Here is a 15,359-nt window from a genome sequence, read left to right as displayed (position 1 = left end):
TGGTTCGTTCGCCGCGCTTCAGTCGTCGCGTGAGCCCGCGGCGGCGTTCTCGGAACGCGGTGCGGTCTCGTCGTCGTCCTCGAGACGCGGTGCGATGGGGCCGCCGAGGCCGCGTCGCTCGTCGCGGCGGTCGGAGCGTGAGCCCGATCCCATGCCCCCGGCGCCTCGGCTGCCGGCGGCGCCGGCCGTGCCGCCGCCCGCCGTGCCGCCGGCTCCACCGGTGGAGGCCGAGGTTCCGGCTCCGCGGCTGCCCGCCGCGGCGGCGTTCGCGCCGGTTCCGGACGTACCCGTGCCGCCTGTGGCACCGCCGACCAGGGAGCCGGTGCCCGAGCGTGCGCTGAGTCCGGCACCGGTGGCCGAGGCGCCGCTCTTGCCCAGGAGGCCCCCGCTGCCGCTGATCGGGCGTCCGGCAGCCGCGGTGCTCGCGCCCCTTCCAGAGCTCAACCGGCTCAGCGCGGCGGCGCCACCGCCCCCTGCGATCAGTCCCGCCGAGAGGCCCGAACCGAGGCCTGCGCCTCCGCCGGAGATGCCACCACCGGGGAAGGAACCGCCGATCGAGCCGGGGCCGGAGATGTGTCCGGGCAGGGTACCGATGCCGGAGATGGAGCCGTCCGGCGTGGGCGGGGTGTAGTGCGGGGGGACCTGTCCGAGGTCGATACCGGGGCCACGGGGGGCGTCGGGAGAGGGGACGAGATGCGCCGGCGGGGGGACGGGCGTGGCAGCGTCTCCGACGGGCGCGGGGCCACGAGGGACGGGGACACTCTGGTTTCCACTTCGGTCACCGCCGCCGATTGGCCGCTGGCCGGGATCGTTCGTGCCCGGATCGGCAGGGCCATCCTCAAGCTCGACCGATCGCCCGCCCTCGCTGGAAAGCGCGGCCGGCGGCGGCACCGGTGGCGACATCCCGTTCAGAGTTTGGCTGATGGTGGTGAAGTCACCTTGCGCCTGTTGCTCGCGTTGTTGCGCGAGGTAGGCGTTGAAGGCCTGCACCGCTCCCTCTCCAGCCAGCAGCGAGATAGGCCCGAGAAACAGCGTCGTTCCGACCGCGGCAGAACGGACGACGGTCTCCTGGCCGCCCGACAAGCTCCCGGCTGGCAACGCCGAAAGCTTCTCGCGGGCTGCGTCCCGCAGTCCGTTCGCCAGGCGGAGGGCATCGTCGAGCGTTCCCTCGAGATACGCGATCTGCTGCCCGATCGTCTCCGCCGCCGCGTCGAACTTTGCTTTCGCTGCCCCGGCGGCCTCGCCTTCGATGCCCGGCAGCTCAGCGGCGCCCGAGACGACCTTCCGGAGCGAGCTCAACTTTTCGATGAGGTCTCGCGTCGCGGGCACGTCGAATGGTGCTCCACCTTCGGCGAGATTGATCAACGCCTGCTCGTACCGACCGGTCACGGCTGCTCAACTCTCTCTCGGGTGTCCTGCGCGACACGTCTCGTCCGATTCCTCCGAGTCACGGTGATGGCAACTACCGCCCCGGCTGCGATGACGATCAGGCCGAGCGCGCTCAAGACGGCAATCAGCATGATGTCCGGTTCCGCCGGACTACTCTTCGGATCGTCGTCGGAACGGGGACGGACGTCTGTCGGAGAGGTCACGGAGGGTTCGGCCACCGGGGGATATGCGGAGCCCCGTGCGGCAGCCTCCTCGATCTGCGCGGCGGTCGGAGCCGCCTCGACTCGTCCGACCAGCAGGTTGTCGTCGGGGTATGTCGTGGCATCCACTCCGACGATATTGGCCGGCCACACCAAGCCGAAGCCGTAACCACTGCTCCGGTCATCCGACAATTCATGCGGTTCTCTGCCGGTATTGCGGAGCAACGCCTGAACCAATTGGTTGGACGTGGCTTGAGGCGAGCGCTGCTCTGCCAGGGCGAGAGTTCCCGCGACGAGAGGCGCGGCGAAGGATGATCCTGATCCTCGCCCGGCGCTGTCCCAGCCGCCGCTCGCGCTGCCCACTGTGGTGAGACCCACCCCGGGGGCGACTACGGCGGTGCGCGGATAGACCAGCGAGCGGCCGTCGTCGTAGGTGTTCAGCTGGCCCGCCTCATCGACCGCCGACGCGACGATCACGCCTTGATACTCGCGGAGTCCGGCAAGGTCTCGCGTGGTGGGGTTGGGGCCCGATGCGACCACGATGACGCCTTTTGCGATGGCGTTCGCTATCACGTCTGAGTCCCCTGGCTCCTTCCCCCCGGCAACCGAGGTCGTGATGATATCTGCGCCGTCGTCGAGGGCGCGCTGAACGCCGAGCGCGACGGCGGTGAGCTGGTCTCCGTACTCGGCGGCCGTGCAGGGCTCTTCGTCCGTCTGGGTTCCGAGGCTGTAGAACGTCACCTCGGCATCCGGCGCGATTCCGCGAATGCCGCCGGGTCCTTGTCCGCTACCGATGATCTGCGCAACCACGGTCGCGCCGTGTCCGGCCCCCACGGTGCGTTCTGTCGTGGTCGGTGAAGAAACCTCGGCGCAGAGCGGGCGAGGGTCGACCTTCAGATTGCGACCTGCGAAGACGGGGAGGTCGGGGTTGATGTTGCTGTCGATCACCGCGATCTTCACGCCGGCGCCCGTCCATCCCTCGTTGTGGATGGCTGCAACACCGTACGCGTCGTACCACCATTCACCGGCATCCGCTGCGGTCGCGGGCTCCGCGGGAACTGAGGTGAGGAGCATCGCCACAGCGGCGACGCCGAGGCTCGCCATCGCTCGAGTTCTCCCGTGGCGCTTCATCCGCCGAACCCTGACCGCGCGGCAGCGGCGTCGCCGGAAGGAGCGGGTGCTGGTGTCGACGAGACCGCCGGAGTCGTTCCGTTGGCGATGTCGTCGATGAGCGCAGCCGCGCTTCGAGCTTCACCGGCACTGATCTGATCTCGCTCGCGGAGCAGGGAGACTGCCTGCGCGAGCGCGTCGGCATTGCGCAGGGCGAACTCACGGACCTCCTGCACTCGTGCAGCGATCTCCTCAGCGACGCTCTCCAGCTTCTTCGTATACGCCTCGGGAGCGTCCTCTTCGCGGTTGCCGTGAACGACGGTGATCGCCGCATCGTTGGGCAGGTCGTCGCTCGCCTGTCGGATCCGTGAGACGTGATAGTCGCTCACTCCGTCGTCGACTCGGATCATTCCGACCATGTCCAGGTTCCTCTCGCGCGTGGCACGAACGGGGCCCGACCACTGGCGAGAGCGTCGCCCCCCGGTTTCGCTTGCGACTCCATAATCGCGTATCCGCCGGAACGTGCAAGTCGGTTATCCACAACCGCCGACGCCCTCGCGGGGCCCGGTCTAGCCGGGCGTCAGCTTCGACCCCGGTATCTGCGGTCTCGCCCGACCTGCTCCCCAGAGAGCAGCGGTTCCGCCGTGCAAGCCGCGCCTCGGGAGCGGGCTATCCGACGCGGTCAGCCTCGGGAGCGGGCTACCCGACGCGGTCAGCCTCGGGAGCGGGCTACCCGACGCGGTCAGCCTCGGGAGCGGGCTACCGGACGCGGTCAATAGCGCGCGGAGAACCCGCCGTCCGCGTGCAGCAGCTGGCCGCTGATCCAGCGCCCCTCGTCGGAGAGGAGGAAGGCCGTGATGCCCGCGATGTCCCGGGGCGTCCCGAGTCGACCCAGGGGATGGTAGGCGGGCATTGCATCGCGCGTGGTGTCGTCCATCCATCCGGTGTCTATGGGGCCCGGATTGACGACGTTGGCGGAGATGCGGCGCGGACCGAGTTCGCGTGCAGCCGAGATGACGATCCGATCGAGAGCTCCTTTCGAGGCTCCGTACGGCAGGTTGCCGGTGGTGTGGTCGCTCGTGAAGGCGACGATCGCGCCACCGGTGGCGTCGACCTGCCGGGCGAATGCGGCGATCATCAGGAGAGATGCACGGGCGTTCACGGCTGTGTGGCGATCGAAACTCTCGGCGGTGGTGTCGAGGATTCCGGACTCGATGTCGTGTGCGTGGCTCAACACCAGCGCCTGTATCGGCCCGCGGTCGCTCGATACGCGCTCCACGAGACGCGTGGGGCCCGAGGCACTTGCGAGATCGCAGGGGTAGTCGCCGTCGACGAGGTCGCTCGTCACCACGTCCCAGCCGTCGCTTCTGAGACGCGGAACGATACCCGCGGCGATGCTGTCAGCGCGCGCTGCTCCGGTTACCAAGGCGAGAGGCATGGGGCCGAGCGTAACGGCCCGGCAGGCCCAGGCGCGCGCGAAGACGCAGCCCGCGGAAAGCGCGATCGCGCATCAGAAAGGCGGCGATGATCCGTCATCGTCGGGGTCGGGCGGGGGTGGGTCGTCGGGAAGGAACCGGACGGCGGGGGAGTAGGGGAGGGGCTCGTCGGTGTAGGTCCGGCCGGTGGGGCTGGTCCATTGCAGGGTTCCGCCCGGGAGCTGCTTCACGGCCCAGCGGGTGAACTGCTTCTGGGTGTGGTGGCGCTGGCACAGGTGGGCGAGGTTGGCGACGTCGGTGGACCCGCCGAGGGCGTAGTCGTGGGTGTGGTCGACTTCGCAGCGGATGGCGGGGACGGTGCAGCCGGGCCATCGGCAGTGGCGGTCGCGAGCGCGGAGGTGTCGGTCGATGGCGGTGGTGCGCTGGTAGGTGTCGGTGTGCAGGACCGCCCCGGTGATGGGGTGCGTGACGACCCGGTCCCAGGGGAGCGTGGTGGCCTCGGCTAGGGCGCGGGCGGTGGTGGCATCGATGGGGCCGTGGCCGATGAGTTCGGCGGGGTCGGTGTTCTCACCGTCGCGGTCCAGGACGGTGAGGGCGGGGACGACGACCTGAACGCGCGCGCGGATGGCGCCGAGGGTGCCGGGCCCGTCATCGGTGCGTGTGGGATCGGCTTCGGGGGAGCCGGTGAGCAGCAGGTCCGCGAGGATGTCGGCCCGCAGCTGCGCCGTCGTGCGTTCGTCGGTGGAGGCGATGGGGTCGTCAAGGCGGGTGTCGATGAGAGTACGGGCTTGGTGGGTGAGGCGGTCGTAGATCCCCACCGCGAGGACGGTGGGGAGGGTGGCGACGAGGTCCGACATTCCGTCGGGACCGGTGGTGATGCGCACGCAGCGGGTGTCGCGGCCGCGGTGGTGGCGCTCGGTGAGAGTGGTGGGGTGCAGGCGTTCGGCGAGTGCGGCGAGGCGAGAGCGCAACCGCCCGGGGCTGAGACCCTCGGCGGTGGTCACGGCGACCTCGTCGAACTCACCGCGGACCTCGACCGGAAGCGGGGAGCCGATGTCGAGGATCACTCCCACGTGGGCGCGGGTCAGCTTTCCCTCTTCCCAGGCGGCGAGGGTCTCGGGGTAATCGTCGACAAGGGCCATGGCGCGACCGATCTGGGTCTGCACCGTACGGTCCGAGATGCTCTCGGCCGCGGCGATCTCGGCCGCGACCTCGCGGAGCGCGAGTTCGGCGGCTCGGGAGGACGCGCAGAGCCCCGCCATGACCTCGAGGGCGAGATGGCCGGCCTCGGCGAGGGCGCGGGTACGGGAGGCTTCGGCAGCGGCGAGGGCGGTGCTGGCGCGGCGGACCTCGTCGACGAGCGCCGACAGCAGGCGAGGCCCGTCGGAGTTCGTCGGGGAGGGTTCGTCGTGCATGTGTGCAGATTAGCGGTGACCTCCGACATTCGATTGATCAGAAAATCCCAGGTGGGGATAACTTCTCAGGGCGTCGGCCTGGGGAGAAACGGTGCGGCCGGGAGGGCGGACGGGATGGCTCGAACAGGTGACGCCATCGAGGAGCGACGGATCCTCGGCCGCGGCCCGAGCTGGCCGGCCTACCTTGTCCCGTCGCGATGAGCGGCAGCTACGAGAGTCGCCCACCCGATGCGAGAACGGTCGAGCGAGCCGGTCACTGGCAGCCTCGCGCTCGCCGGCCCGACGACTCTCGAACTCTCGGCCACCGCGCACCATGCCGACCGGCCGCTCACGCGCAGCCCACCGCCCCGCGCACCGCGGCCCACCCACCGTGCCCGCGCACCGCGGCCCGCCCGCCGTGCCCGCGCACCGGGGCCCATCGCCCCGCGCCGCGGCCCGCGCACCGCGGCCCACCCGCCGCGCATCGCGGCCCATCGCCCGCGTCAGCGATCCCGCAGCGCCGCCCGCACGAGCTCGACCGCGTCATCGGGCGACACCCCGAGGCGTCGCACCGCCTCGACGTACGTGCGTGCCGCGACGGCGGCCCGAGCGGATGCCGCGTCGGCACCCTTCACGAACGTGCCGGCGCGACCGCGCGTTTCGACGTATCCCGCTTCTTCGAGCTCCTTGTAGGTGCGCGCCACGGTGTTGGCGGCCAGGCCGAGGTCGGTGGCGAGCGCACGGACGGGCGGGAGCCGCGTCCCGGCCACGAGTTCACCGGCCTCGATCTGCGCGATGACCTGCGCCCGCACCTGCTCGAACGGCGGCGTCGAGGAGGTGGCATCCACGGAGAGATCCATGGCTCAGTCGTTCAGACCGAGGAGGTCGAGTGGGTGCGTGAGGCGCCACCAGGGGCTCGGCGGCTCGATCTCTTCGGTGAGCTTCACGTCGACGGTGTCGGCGTCGACCGGACCGGTCGCGGTGAGCGTCCCGACGGTCTGGCCGGCCTCGGTGGTGTCGCCGAGGGTGAAGGACGTGGACGTCTGCGCCGTTCCACCGTTCCACAGCACGACGGTGGCGTCGGACGCCGTCACGAGATCGATGTCGGGACCCCACAGCGTCTGGGCCTTGCCCACGAGCGTGCCGGCCGGGACCGACGGCCGCGGCTGCAGCTCCTGCTCGATGCGGGCGAAGAGGTCTCGGGCCGCCTGGTTGCGGCTGTCGGGACCGGGTTGACCGAGCACGGCGGCGTACGCGCGCACGGTCGCCGTGCCGACGGTGATGTCCTTCGCGGTCAGCAGGTTCCAGGCATCGAGCGTGCCCGTCTTCACTCCGATCACGCCGGGGTCGGAGAGCAGCGCGTTTCCGTTCTTGAACGAGCCGGCACCGGGCAGGGTCAGCTCGGGCGTCCGGACGATCTCGGCGATCACGGGATTGGCGAGCGCCCGCTCGGCCAGCGCGATGAGTGCGGCCGGGGTCGCCGTGTTGCCGGCTTCGATGCCGGTGGGGTTCACGATCGTGATGCCCTCGATGCCCCGCTGCGAGAGGTACTGGGTCGCGGCGGCCGCGAACTCGGCATCCGACCCGAAGAGGTCTGTCGAGAGGCGCTGCGCGTAGTTGTTGGCGGACGCGATGAGCATGCCCTGCAGCATCTGCAGCTGGGTCAGGCTTCCGTCGACGGGGACGTCGAGCGAGGACTCTCCGCGCGCACGGTACTGCCAGTAGTCGGCGCTGTCGGCCTGCGTGAAGGTGTACGTCTTGCCCTGCTCGCCCGGGGCCAGCGGCAACCGATCGAGAACGACGAGCGCCGTGACGACCTTGGTGATGCTCGCGATGGACTCGGGTGCGCTGGCCGACGAGGACAGGGTGTCGGGGACCCCGTCGAGCGCGATCGCCGCTTCGCCCTCGGCGGGCCACGCCGGAACGGCAGTTGCGGCCGCGATGGGCTGCACGGCGACCGGCCGGGTCGTCGGCATGACGGCGTTGAGCGGCCAGAGCAGGGTCGTCGCGGCGTAGGCGGCGATGATCAACACGAAGAGGAGCGTCGGGATGACGGTCCCGGGCCGCAGGATCGGTCGCCGCGCGCCGGCGAGCAGATCGGCCGAGCGCGCGGTGGCACCTGAGACGACGAAGGTCGGGGCGGGTCGGGGCGCTGCCGCATCGTCGGGATCGACCCAGAGCAGCGCGCCGAGCGCGACCGGGAGAGGCCCGGCGGGTGCGCCGCCGACGGGGGCATCGGATGCCGCGGGCTCGGTCGTCCCAGGTCCGGTTGCGCCCGGGGAGTCGCCTGCCGTCGTCCCCTGGGTGGCCACGGGGGCATCGGATGCCGTGGGCCCGGTGGTCCCGGTTCCGGTTGCGGCGGGGGAGCCGCCTGCCGTCGCGCCCTGGGTGGACACAGAAGGGGAGTCCCCGGTGGGGGCATCGGATGCCGCGGGCTCGGTCGTCCCGAACCCCGTCGCCGCGCCAGCCGCCCCACCGGAGGAGACTCCGCCGCTCACCACGCCGCCGTGCTCCGGCCCCTCGGACCGGATCGCCGGGGACGCGGCATCCGGCGTCGACAGGGCCGGGCCGAGATCGACCGTCGTGGACAGCGCGGGTCGATGGTCGCCGAAGGTCGCCGCGCGAGGCGAAGGATCCTGTGCACGCAGCGCACGCCGTGAGGCCGGGGTCTGCTCGTGCACCCGCCCACGCTACCCCGCGACACCCCCCTATACTCATCACGACAACCACGGGAGTCCGGTGAGCCGGGCTGAGAGGAAGCGAATCCACGCTTCGACCGTCGAACCTGATCCGGATCATGCCGGCGCAGGGAGGAGAGAAATGCACACGTCCCCGTCTGCCCTCGCGAACCGCTCATCGGTCGCCACCGCCGACCGCTTCTCGTGGCGCGTCGTCGACATCGTCGTCGCCGCCGTCCTGGGTGTCGCGATCGGCTTGCTCTTCTGGGGCTGGAACACCGTCGGCGGCCTCTGGTTCACCGCGATGGACGGCGTCACCCCGGGCCTCGGCGGAATCGCGGTCGGCATCTGGCTGATCGGCGGCGTCATCGGCGGCCTCGTGATCCGCAAGCCCGGCGCGGCACTGCTCGTCGAGCTGATCGCGGCGATCGTGTCGGCCCTGATCGGCAACGTGTGGGGCATCACGACGATCTTCTCGGGCCTGGCGCAGGGCCTGGGTGCCGAGCTGATCTTCCTGGCCTTCCTGTACCTGCGGTTCACGCTCCCGGTCGCGATGCTCGCGGGTGTCGGCGCCGGTGTCGGGGCCTGGGTGCTGGAGCTGTTCCTCACCCCCAACATCGAGAAGTCGCTCGAGTTCAACCTCATCTACCTCGGCACGCTCGCCGTCTCGGGCGCTCTGCTGGCCGGTCTCGTCGGCTGGCTGCTGGTTCGTGCTCTCGCCGCCACCGGAGCGCTCAGCCGCTTCGCCGCGGGCCGGGAAGCGCGCCGCGACGTCTGATGGCGGGCCCCGCACGCGTCGACGTCGAGGGCTGGGGCTGGCGCTACGCCGGCCGTAAGCTCCCCGCCACGCGCGAGGTCGACCTCGTCATCGAACCCGGGGAGCGCGTGCTGCTGCTCGGCGCCTCGGGTGCCGGCAAGTCGACCCTGCTCGCGGGATTGGCGGGCCTGCTCGGCGGGAGCGACGAGGGCGAGGCGAACGGGCGGATCCTCGTCGACGGCGAGGCGCCCGAGGTGCAGCGCGGACGCATCGGCCTCGTGCTGCAGGACCCCGAGGCGGGCATCGTGCTGTCGAAGGTGGGCGACGACGTCGCGTTCGGATGCGAGAACCTCGGCGTCCCCGCGGACGAGATCCCGGCGCGCGTGGCCGAGGCCGTGGCATCCGTCGGTCTCGCCGTCCCCCTCGATCGCCCCACGAAGGCGCTGTCGGGCGGGCAGAAGCAGCGCCTCGCCCTCGCGGGCGTGCTGGCGATGCGACCGGGACTCCTGCTGCTCGACGAACCCACGGCCAACCTCGACCCCGAGGGCGTCGCCGAGGTCCGTCGCGCCGTGGAGCGGGTCGTCGCGCGAGAGGGCACCACGGTCGTGCTCATCGAGCATCGGACGGCGGTCTGGGCCGACCTGATGACCCGTGTCGTCGTGCTCGCGCCCGGAGGCGGCGTCCTCGCCGATGGTCCACCCGAGCGCGTCTTCGCGCAGCACGGTGATGCGCTCGCCGCGGCGGGGGTGTGGGTGCCCGGGCGCGCGGTCGAGCTGCCCGTGCTCGAGCCCGTTCGGACACCGGATGCCGTTCTGCGGGCGTCCGCACTGTCGATCGGGCGCGAGAAGAGCACGGTCGTCGCCTCGGGGCTCGACGTCGAACTGCCGCGCGGCGCCGGCACCGTGATCACGGGGCCGAACGGCGCCGGCAAGTCCACCCTCGCGCTCACCCTCGCCGGGTTGCTCCCCGAGCTCGCGGGCGAGGTCGCCGCCGCGGAGGAGCTCGCGGCGCGCGGAGTCCGGCGTCCCTCGCGCTGGAGGTCGACCGAGTTGCTCACCCGCATCGGCACCGTCTTCCAGGAGCCCGAGCACCAGTTCCTCGCCTCGACCCTCCGCGACGAGCTCGCCGTCGGACCCCGTGCCCTGCGCCGGCCGCCGGCGGAGGTCGACCGCACCGTCGACGAGCTGCTGGAGCGTCTGGATCTGGCATCCCTCGCCCTGGCCAATCCCTTCACGCTGTCGGGAGGGCAGAAGAGACGCCTGTCGGTCGCGACGGTGCTCGCCGCCTCGCCCGCCGTCATCGTGCTCGACGAGCCGACGTTCGGCCAGGACCGCCGCGGATGGATCGAGCTCGTCGCCCTGCTCCAGCGGGAGGTCGAGCGCGGGCGCACGGTCGTCGCCGTCACGCACGACGCCGACGTGGTGCGTCACCTCGGACAGCACCGCATCCGGCTGGGCGATGCCGCATGACGGCCCTCGTCGACGACAGCCCCCGGACGGCCTGGCTCGACGGGGTGAACCCCGTGACGAAGGTCGTGATGGTCCTCGTGCTCGCGGTTCCCCTGCTCGTGTCGATCGACGCGGTCAGCGCGGGAACGGCCCTCATCCTCGAGCTGCTGTGCGTACCGCTGACGGGGGTGGCGTACGCCACCGTCCTGAAGCGCCTCGTGCCCGTGATCGTGTTCGCCCCCGTCGCCGCGGTGAGCATGCTGCTCTACGCCCGGCCGGGAGGAACCGTCTACGGCACTTTCCTCTTCGCCACGGTGAGCGACGCCTCGATCGCCCTGTCTCTGGCCGTGCTGGTTCGCGTCGTGGCCCTGGCCATGCCGATCATCCTGCTCTTCGCCCGCACCGACCCCACCGAGCTCGCCGACGCCCTCGCGCAGGTGGCGAGGCTGCCCAGCCGGTTCGTGCTGGGCGTGCTCGCGGGAGCGCGAACGGTCGGGCTGTTCGTCGACGATTGGCGCACGATGAGCCTGGCCCGTCGCGCCCGGGGCCTGGGCGATCGCGGGGCGCTCCGCCGCTTCTTCTCGATGGCGTTCGTGCTGCTGGTCTTCGCCGTGCGCCGTGGCACGAAGCTGGCCACGGCGATGGAGGCCCGCGGGTTCGGCTCCGACATCGAACGGACGTGGGCGCGTCCGTCGACGCTGTCGTCTCGGGATGCCGTGGCCCTCGGCGCCGCGGTCGCGCTCATCGTCGTGGCGCTCGCCGCGGCGGTGCTGTCGGGGGCGTTCCGCGTGGTGGGGACGTGAGCCCGGCGTCGAGTGTCCGGAGCACGCCGCGAAGGCACGAGACGGTGCGGCGTGTCGTGGACACTCGACGCAGCGGGGCTCGTCAGAACACGTACTCGAAGCAGAGCGAGCGCGGCATGGTCTCGAGGTACGGCTCGTACACGGCCATCGGTGTGAACCCGGCGACGGCGTACACGCGCAGCGATTCGGGCTGCATGCGGCCGCTCTGCAAGATCACGCGTCGGGCGCCCCCGCGCCGCGCGAGGTCGACGACCTCGGCGGTGAGCGCCGAGCCGATGCCGCGCCGACGGCCCGCGGGCACCACGACGAGCCGCTTGAGCTCCCACTCCTCGCCGAGGCGGCGGAGGATGACGTGCCCCAGAGGGGTGTCGTCGGTGTCGAGCGCCAACAGCGTCGCGACGACCTGTTCGGGGTGCACGGCAAGTGCCTCGGCGCGCTTCGCGGCGATCGCGGGGGTGTCGTCGGCGTCGGCGTCTCGGTACCGCTCGTCGAGGTCGGCGTCCAAGACGCTGCGGAGTTCGACGGCACGGGGGTCGTCGACGTCGACCTTCTCGATGCGGAAACCGGGGGGAGTCACTCGTCGAGCCTAGGTGGCCGACGCGCGGACGCCCCGCGGGTGGTGCCGTCGACGCCGGCGTCTGCGGGTCGTGTCCGCACGCATTGCGCGCGGGGGACGTTCGGTGCGGACGGCGGCAGAATGAGCACGGGGGATGCCATGGGCTTGTCGTTCGGAATACTCGCGGTCAGTGTTTCCGTTGCGGGTGCGGTGATGTTCGTCGCCCTCCCGCGCCTCGGAACCCCGGGCCCCATGACGCTCTTCCTGCGGTTCGCCGCCGTCGCGGGGGTGACGGCCGCGGGCTCCAGTGCGATGTACTTCATCTACGGCGCGGGCGGTGGCATCCTGACCCTCGTCCTCGGGGACGTGGGGATGGTGCTCGCGCCCGCTCTGCTCATCATTGCGCTCAGAGCCCTCGACGAACGGCCCGCGCGGAAGACGTCGATCGTGACTCTGGCTCTGGCGCTCGTCGTCGCCGTGGTGACCGCCACCGTTCCGCTTCCCGGCTCTCTCGCGGTGAAGGCCGTCGCTCTCGCCGCGACCTGCGGCGCGTGCGCGTGGGTGGCGAGCCACTCTCGCATCGAGCCCTTCGGTCCGCTCCGTGCTATCGCCCTCACGAACGGTGTCTTCGCCGTCTATTCGCTGCTGCGCGCCGTCGTGGGGGCCGTCGTCGGGTGGGATTCGGCGCTGTACCTCTCCGCCTTCTCGTTCGCCCCCGCGACGATCCTCGGTGCGCTCGCGGTGATCGCGATCGGCGCGGCGGTCGTGCGCCTGCGCTTCGGGCCGCGCAGCGAGAGGGAGTCCGTGCCGTATCCCTCGGGGGCAGCGGTGGTCGTGGGTGACTGGGACCTGGCATCCGCCGCCTACGGGCCCGACCGTCTGCGGGGTCTCGTGGCGGACCTGCGCGCCGCGGCCCGGGATCTCGACCCCGGCGCGGCCGACGTGCCCCGCGGCGCCGAGACGGTCGTGCCCGACGCGGTCTCTACGCTCGGTGCCCGTCTGCAGACCGCGTACGGCTGGGAGGCCGAGCAGACGATCCTGCTCGTCGATGGCGCAACCACCGCGGCCGTCCGTACGCAGCCGGGGCGCCGAGCGAAGAGGAAGAGGGGCTCGGCGCGGTCCTGAGTCTCGACTAAAGTGGTACTCGGTTTCAGCTTCGAAGGAGAATGCATGGACATCGCAGGAGCATCGGCCCTCGTCACCGGGGGAGCCTCGGGCCTCGGCCTCGCCACCGCGCGCCGACTCGCCGAGGCCGGAGCCCGTGTCACCATCGTCGATCTGCCGTCGTCGAACGGCGCCACCGTCGCCGAGGAGCTGGGCGGGTCCTTCGCCGGGGCCGACGTCACCGACGCCGAGCAGATCGCCGCCGCGTCCGTTCTCGCCGCAGAGGCGGGACCGTTGCGCGTCGTCGTGAACTGCGCGGGGATCGCCCCGCCCGCCAAGGTGCTCGACCGCGACGGCACCCCCGCTTCGCTTCAGGATTTCGAGCGGGTCGTGCGCGTCAACCTCGTCGGTACGTACAACGTCATCGCGCAGGCCTCCGCGGTCATGGCGAAGACCGATCCGACCGCGGACGGTGACCGCGGGGTCATCGTCAACACGGCGAGCGTCGCCGCCTTCGACGGGCAGATCGGCCAGCCCGCGTACTCCGCGAGCAAGGGCGGCGTGCACGCCATGACCCTGCCCATCGCGCGCGAGCTCGCTCGCCACGGCATCCGCGTCGTCACCATCGCCCCGGGCATCATGGAGACGCCGATGCTCAAGGGCCTGCCGCAAGCGGCGCAGGATTCGCTCGGCCAACAGGTGCCGTATCCCTCGCGCCTCGGCGCGCCCGACGAGTACGCGCGCCTGGTGCTCGCGATCGTCGACAACGGCTACCTGAACGGCGAGACGATCCGCCTCGACGGCGCGATCCGAATGGCGCCGAAATGACCGACGGCATCCTGCTCCGCATCGAGGACGGACTCGCCCGCGTCACCTTCGATCGCCCCGCCTCGCTGAACGCGATGGACTTCCCGATGGCGCGCCGCTGGCGCGCGGTCGCGCACGACGTCACCTCCGACTCCTCCGTGCACGCGGTGATCCTGGATGCCAACGGCCCCGCCTTCTGCGCGGGCGGCGACGTGGTGGCCATGGCGACGACCGGCTCCTCGGGCGCCGAGGTGACCGAGACGGCGGAAGCGATCCACGACGGCATCCGCACCTTCGCCGAGGCACCGCTGCCGATGGTCGCGGCCGTCCAGGGCGCGGTCGCGGGCGGTGGGCTCGGGCTCATGCTCACGGCCGACTACATCGTCGCGAGCGACAACGCGCGCTTCGTCAGCCGGTACGCCAACATCGGACTGACGCCCGACCTGGGCGTCTCGACCCTGCTGCCCGCGGCGATCGGTCAGCGGCGGGCCCTCCAGCTGCTGCTGCAGGACCGCATGCTCACCGCCGCGGAGGCGCTGGACTGGGGTCTCGTGGCCGAGGTCGTGGCATCCGCAGATCTGGTCACGCGCGTCGAGCAGATCGCGCGGTTCTGGCTCGACGGAGCGACGGCCGCGTTCGGTCAGGCCACGCGCCTCGTCCGGATGGGCGCGGGACGCACCTTCGCCGAGAACCTCGCCGACGAGGCCGCCACGATCGGTGCCTCTTTCGACACCCCCGAGGCGAAGGCGCGTGTCGCCGCGTTCGCCGCCGTCTCCGCGAAAGGACGCTCATGAGCACGCCCTCGTCCGGCGCTCCGCTGGCCGGCAAGACCCTCCTCATGTCGGGTGGCAGTCGTGGCATCGGCCTCGCGATCGCGCTGCGCGCGGCCCGCGACGGTGCGAACATCGCGATGCTCGCCAAGACCGACACCCCGCACCCGAAGCTTCCCGGCACCGTGCACACCGCCGCCGAGGAGATCCGCGCGGCCGGTGGGCAGGCGCTGCCGATCGTCGGCGACGTCCGCGACGAGGAATCGATCACCGAAGCCGTGCTGCGAACGGTGGGGGAGTTCGGCGGCATCGACATCGTCGTGAACAACGCCAGCGTCATCGACCTGTCCGGCTCCCTCGAGCTCGCGTCGAAGAAGTACGACCTCATGCAGGACGTCAACGTCCGCGGCACCTTCCTGCTGTCGCGCGCCGCCGTGCCGCAGCTTCGCGACGCGGCCAACCCGCACATCCTCTCGCTGTCGCCGCCGCTGAACGTCACGCCGAAGTGGCTCGGTGCGCATACCGGGTACAGCCTCGCGAAGTTCGGCATGACGATGGCCACGCTCGGCCTGGCGTCGGAATTCGCCGACGCCGGCATCGCCGCCAATACGCTCTGGCCGCGCACGACCATCGCGACCGCCGCCGTGCAGAACGTCATCGGCGGCGACCGGCTCATGGCCGTGTCGCGCACGCCGGAGATCTACGCGGATGCCGCGTACGAGGTGCTCACCGCCCCGTCGCGCGAGCTGACCGGGCAGACCCTGATCGTCGAGGACGTGCTCGAGCGAGCCGGGGTGACCGACCTCTCGGGCTACGCCGCCGTGCCGGGAACCCCGGACGCCGCGATGTACCCGGACATCTTCCTCGACTGAGCGCCGGGGCTTTCCGCGCACAAACGCCTCTCGCA

General features: G+C 71.4%; 15 protein-coding genes and 1 riboswitch. Of the genes, 7 read left to right on the top strand and 8 right to left on the bottom strand.

The window, feature by feature from the left end:
- Positions 1 to 18: 18 nt before the first annotated feature.
- The 7 genes from J2X55_RS01025 to J2X55_RS00995 form a co-directional block, all read right to left on the bottom strand.
- Positions 19 to 1,389 carry a hypothetical protein gene (locus tag J2X55_RS01025; RefSeq protein WP_309821537.1) on the bottom strand — a complete coding sequence of 457 codons (1,371 nt, stop codon included), beginning with the start codon at positions 1,387 to 1,389 and terminating at the stop codon, positions 19 to 21.
- On the bottom strand, positions 1,386 to 2,693 hold the full coding sequence (locus J2X55_RS01020; RefSeq protein WP_309821536.1) for a S8 family serine peptidase: 1,308 nt from the start codon (positions 2,691 to 2,693) through the stop codon (positions 1,386 to 1,388). Before J2X55_RS01020 ends, J2X55_RS01025 begins: the two co-directional genes overlap by 4 nt.
- A gap of 23 nt (positions 2,694 to 2,716) precedes the next feature.
- Positions 2,717 to 3,118 (bottom strand): hypothetical protein, encoded by a 402-nt coding sequence (locus J2X55_RS01015; RefSeq protein WP_309821535.1) that lies wholly within the window; start codon positions 3,116 to 3,118, stop codon positions 2,717 to 2,719.
- A gap of 353 nt (positions 3,119 to 3,471) precedes the next feature.
- Positions 3,472 to 4,137 carry an SDR family oxidoreductase gene (locus J2X55_RS01010; RefSeq protein ID WP_309821534.1) on the bottom strand — a complete coding sequence of 222 codons (666 nt, stop codon included), beginning with the start codon at positions 4,135 to 4,137 and terminating at the stop codon, positions 3,472 to 3,474.
- 72 nt (positions 4,138 to 4,209) lie between these two features.
- On the bottom strand, positions 4,210 to 5,550 hold the full coding sequence (locus J2X55_RS01005; protein ID WP_309821533.1) for a DUF222 domain-containing protein: 1,341 nt from the start codon (positions 5,548 to 5,550) through the stop codon (positions 4,210 to 4,212).
- 482 nt (positions 5,551 to 6,032) lie between these two features.
- Entirely contained in the window at positions 6,033 to 6,389 is a 357-nt protein-coding gene (locus J2X55_RS01000; RefSeq protein WP_115916897.1) for a GntR family transcriptional regulator, read from the bottom strand.
- A gap of 3 nt (positions 6,390 to 6,392) precedes the next feature.
- Entirely contained in the window at positions 6,393 to 8,210 is a 1,818-nt protein-coding gene (locus tag J2X55_RS00995) for a D-alanyl-D-alanine carboxypeptidase (RefSeq protein WP_309821532.1), read from the bottom strand.
- Positions 8,211 to 8,247: 37 nt separating this feature from the next.
- A riboswitch (TPP riboswitch) is annotated at positions 8,248 to 8,358 on the top strand.
- On the opposite strand from J2X55_RS00995, the gene J2X55_RS00990 reads away from it, so the two are divergent.
- The 3 genes from J2X55_RS00990 to J2X55_RS00980 all read left to right on the top strand — a co-directional run bounded on the left by J2X55_RS00990 (position 8,350) and on the right by J2X55_RS00980 (position 11,215).
- Positions 8,350 to 8,985, top strand: coding sequence for an ECF transporter S component (locus J2X55_RS00990; protein ID WP_309821531.1), 636 nt, complete (start codon positions 8,350 to 8,352; stop codon positions 8,983 to 8,985). (Overlaps the previous riboswitch by 9 nt.)
- Complete coding sequence (locus tag J2X55_RS00985; RefSeq protein ID WP_309821530.1) at positions 8,985 to 10,433, top strand: ABC transporter ATP-binding protein; 1,449 nt, start codon at positions 8,985 to 8,987, stop codon at positions 10,431 to 10,433. The genes J2X55_RS00990 and J2X55_RS00985 overlap by 1 nt, the downstream gene beginning before the upstream one ends.
- Entirely contained in the window at positions 10,430 to 11,215 is a 786-nt protein-coding gene (locus tag J2X55_RS00980) for an energy-coupling factor transporter transmembrane protein EcfT (protein ID WP_210111414.1), read from the top strand. Before J2X55_RS00985 ends, J2X55_RS00980 begins: the two co-directional genes overlap by 4 nt.
- A gap of 82 nt (positions 11,216 to 11,297) precedes the next feature.
- On the opposite strand, the gene J2X55_RS00975 is transcribed toward J2X55_RS00980, so the two are convergent.
- Positions 11,298 to 11,792 (bottom strand): GNAT family N-acetyltransferase, encoded by a 495-nt coding sequence (locus tag J2X55_RS00975; protein WP_309821529.1) that lies wholly within the window; start codon positions 11,790 to 11,792, stop codon positions 11,298 to 11,300.
- Positions 11,793 to 11,984: 192 nt separating this feature from the next.
- Here J2X55_RS00975 and J2X55_RS00970 point away from each other — a divergent pair, with 192 nt between their 5' ends.
- Genes J2X55_RS00970 through J2X55_RS00955 form a run of 4 tightly spaced genes read left to right on the top strand, consistent with a single transcriptional unit; the run spans position 11,985 to position 15,324 of the window.
- The gene (locus tag J2X55_RS00970) at positions 11,985 to 12,896 is read left to right on the top strand and encodes a hypothetical protein (RefSeq protein WP_309821528.1); all 912 of its coding nucleotides are present in this window, start codon (positions 11,985 to 11,987) and stop codon (positions 12,894 to 12,896) included.
- A 45-nt stretch (positions 12,897 to 12,941) separates the two neighbouring features.
- Positions 12,942 to 13,703: an SDR family NAD(P)-dependent oxidoreductase gene (locus J2X55_RS00965; protein WP_309821527.1), complete on the top strand. Its 762-nt coding sequence runs from the start codon at positions 12,942 to 12,944 to the stop codon at positions 13,701 to 13,703.
- The gene (locus J2X55_RS00960; RefSeq protein WP_309821526.1) at positions 13,700 to 14,476 is read left to right on the top strand and encodes an enoyl-CoA hydratase/isomerase family protein; all 777 of its coding nucleotides are present in this window, start codon (positions 13,700 to 13,702) and stop codon (positions 14,474 to 14,476) included. The genes J2X55_RS00965 and J2X55_RS00960 overlap by 4 nt, the downstream gene beginning before the upstream one ends.
- Positions 14,473 to 15,324 carry an NAD(P)-dependent oxidoreductase gene (locus J2X55_RS00955; protein WP_309821525.1) on the top strand — a complete coding sequence of 284 codons (852 nt, stop codon included), beginning with the start codon at positions 14,473 to 14,475 and terminating at the stop codon, positions 15,322 to 15,324. Before J2X55_RS00960 ends, J2X55_RS00955 begins: the two co-directional genes overlap by 4 nt.
- The last annotated feature ends 35 nt before the right edge of the window (positions 15,325 to 15,359 follow it).

The sequence above is a fragment of the Microbacterium sp. 1154 genome (assembly GCF_031455375.1).
Classification (GTDB): domain Bacteria; phylum Actinomycetota; class Actinomycetes; order Actinomycetales; family Microbacteriaceae; genus Microbacterium.
This window is presented reverse-complemented; position numbering and strand designations above follow the sequence as displayed.

What these genes read in the sequence shown, in the direction of transcription:
- J2X55_RS01020 (WP_309821536.1), bottom strand. Translation starts at nt 2,693, where the DNA reads ATGGCGAGCCTCGGCGTCGCCGCTGTGGCGATGCTCCTCACCTCAGTT.
- J2X55_RS01015 (WP_309821535.1), bottom strand. Translation starts at nt 3,118, where the DNA reads ATGGTCGGAATGATCCGAGTCGACGACGGAGTGAGCGACTATCACGTC.
- J2X55_RS01010 (WP_309821534.1), bottom strand. Translation starts at nt 4,137, where the DNA reads ATGCCTCTCGCCTTGGTAACCGGAGCAGCGCGCGCTGACAGCATCGCC.
- J2X55_RS01005 (WP_309821533.1), bottom strand. Translation starts at nt 5,550, where the DNA reads ATGCACGACGAACCCTCCCCGACGAACTCCGACGGGCCTCGCCTGCTG.
- J2X55_RS01000 (WP_115916897.1), bottom strand. Translation starts at nt 6,389, where the DNA reads ATGGATCTCTCCGTGGATGCCACCTCCTCGACGCCGCCGTTCGAGCAG.
- J2X55_RS00990 (WP_309821531.1), top strand. Translation starts at nt 8,350, where the DNA reads ATGCACACGTCCCCGTCTGCCCTCGCGAACCGCTCATCGGTCGCCACC.
- J2X55_RS00985 (WP_309821530.1), top strand. Translation starts at nt 8,985, where the DNA reads ATGGCGGGCCCCGCACGCGTCGACGTCGAGGGCTGGGGCTGGCGCTAC.
- J2X55_RS00980 (WP_210111414.1), top strand. Translation starts at nt 10,430, where the DNA reads ATGACGGCCCTCGTCGACGACAGCCCCCGGACGGCCTGGCTCGACGGG.
- J2X55_RS00970 (WP_309821528.1), top strand. Translation starts at nt 11,985, where the DNA reads ATGTTCGTCGCCCTCCCGCGCCTCGGAACCCCGGGCCCCATGACGCTC.
- J2X55_RS00965 (WP_309821527.1), top strand. Translation starts at nt 12,942, where the DNA reads ATGGACATCGCAGGAGCATCGGCCCTCGTCACCGGGGGAGCCTCGGGC.
- J2X55_RS00960 (WP_309821526.1), top strand. Translation starts at nt 13,700, where the DNA reads ATGACCGACGGCATCCTGCTCCGCATCGAGGACGGACTCGCCCGCGTC.
- J2X55_RS00955 (WP_309821525.1), top strand. Translation starts at nt 14,473, where the DNA reads ATGAGCACGCCCTCGTCCGGCGCTCCGCTGGCCGGCAAGACCCTCCTC.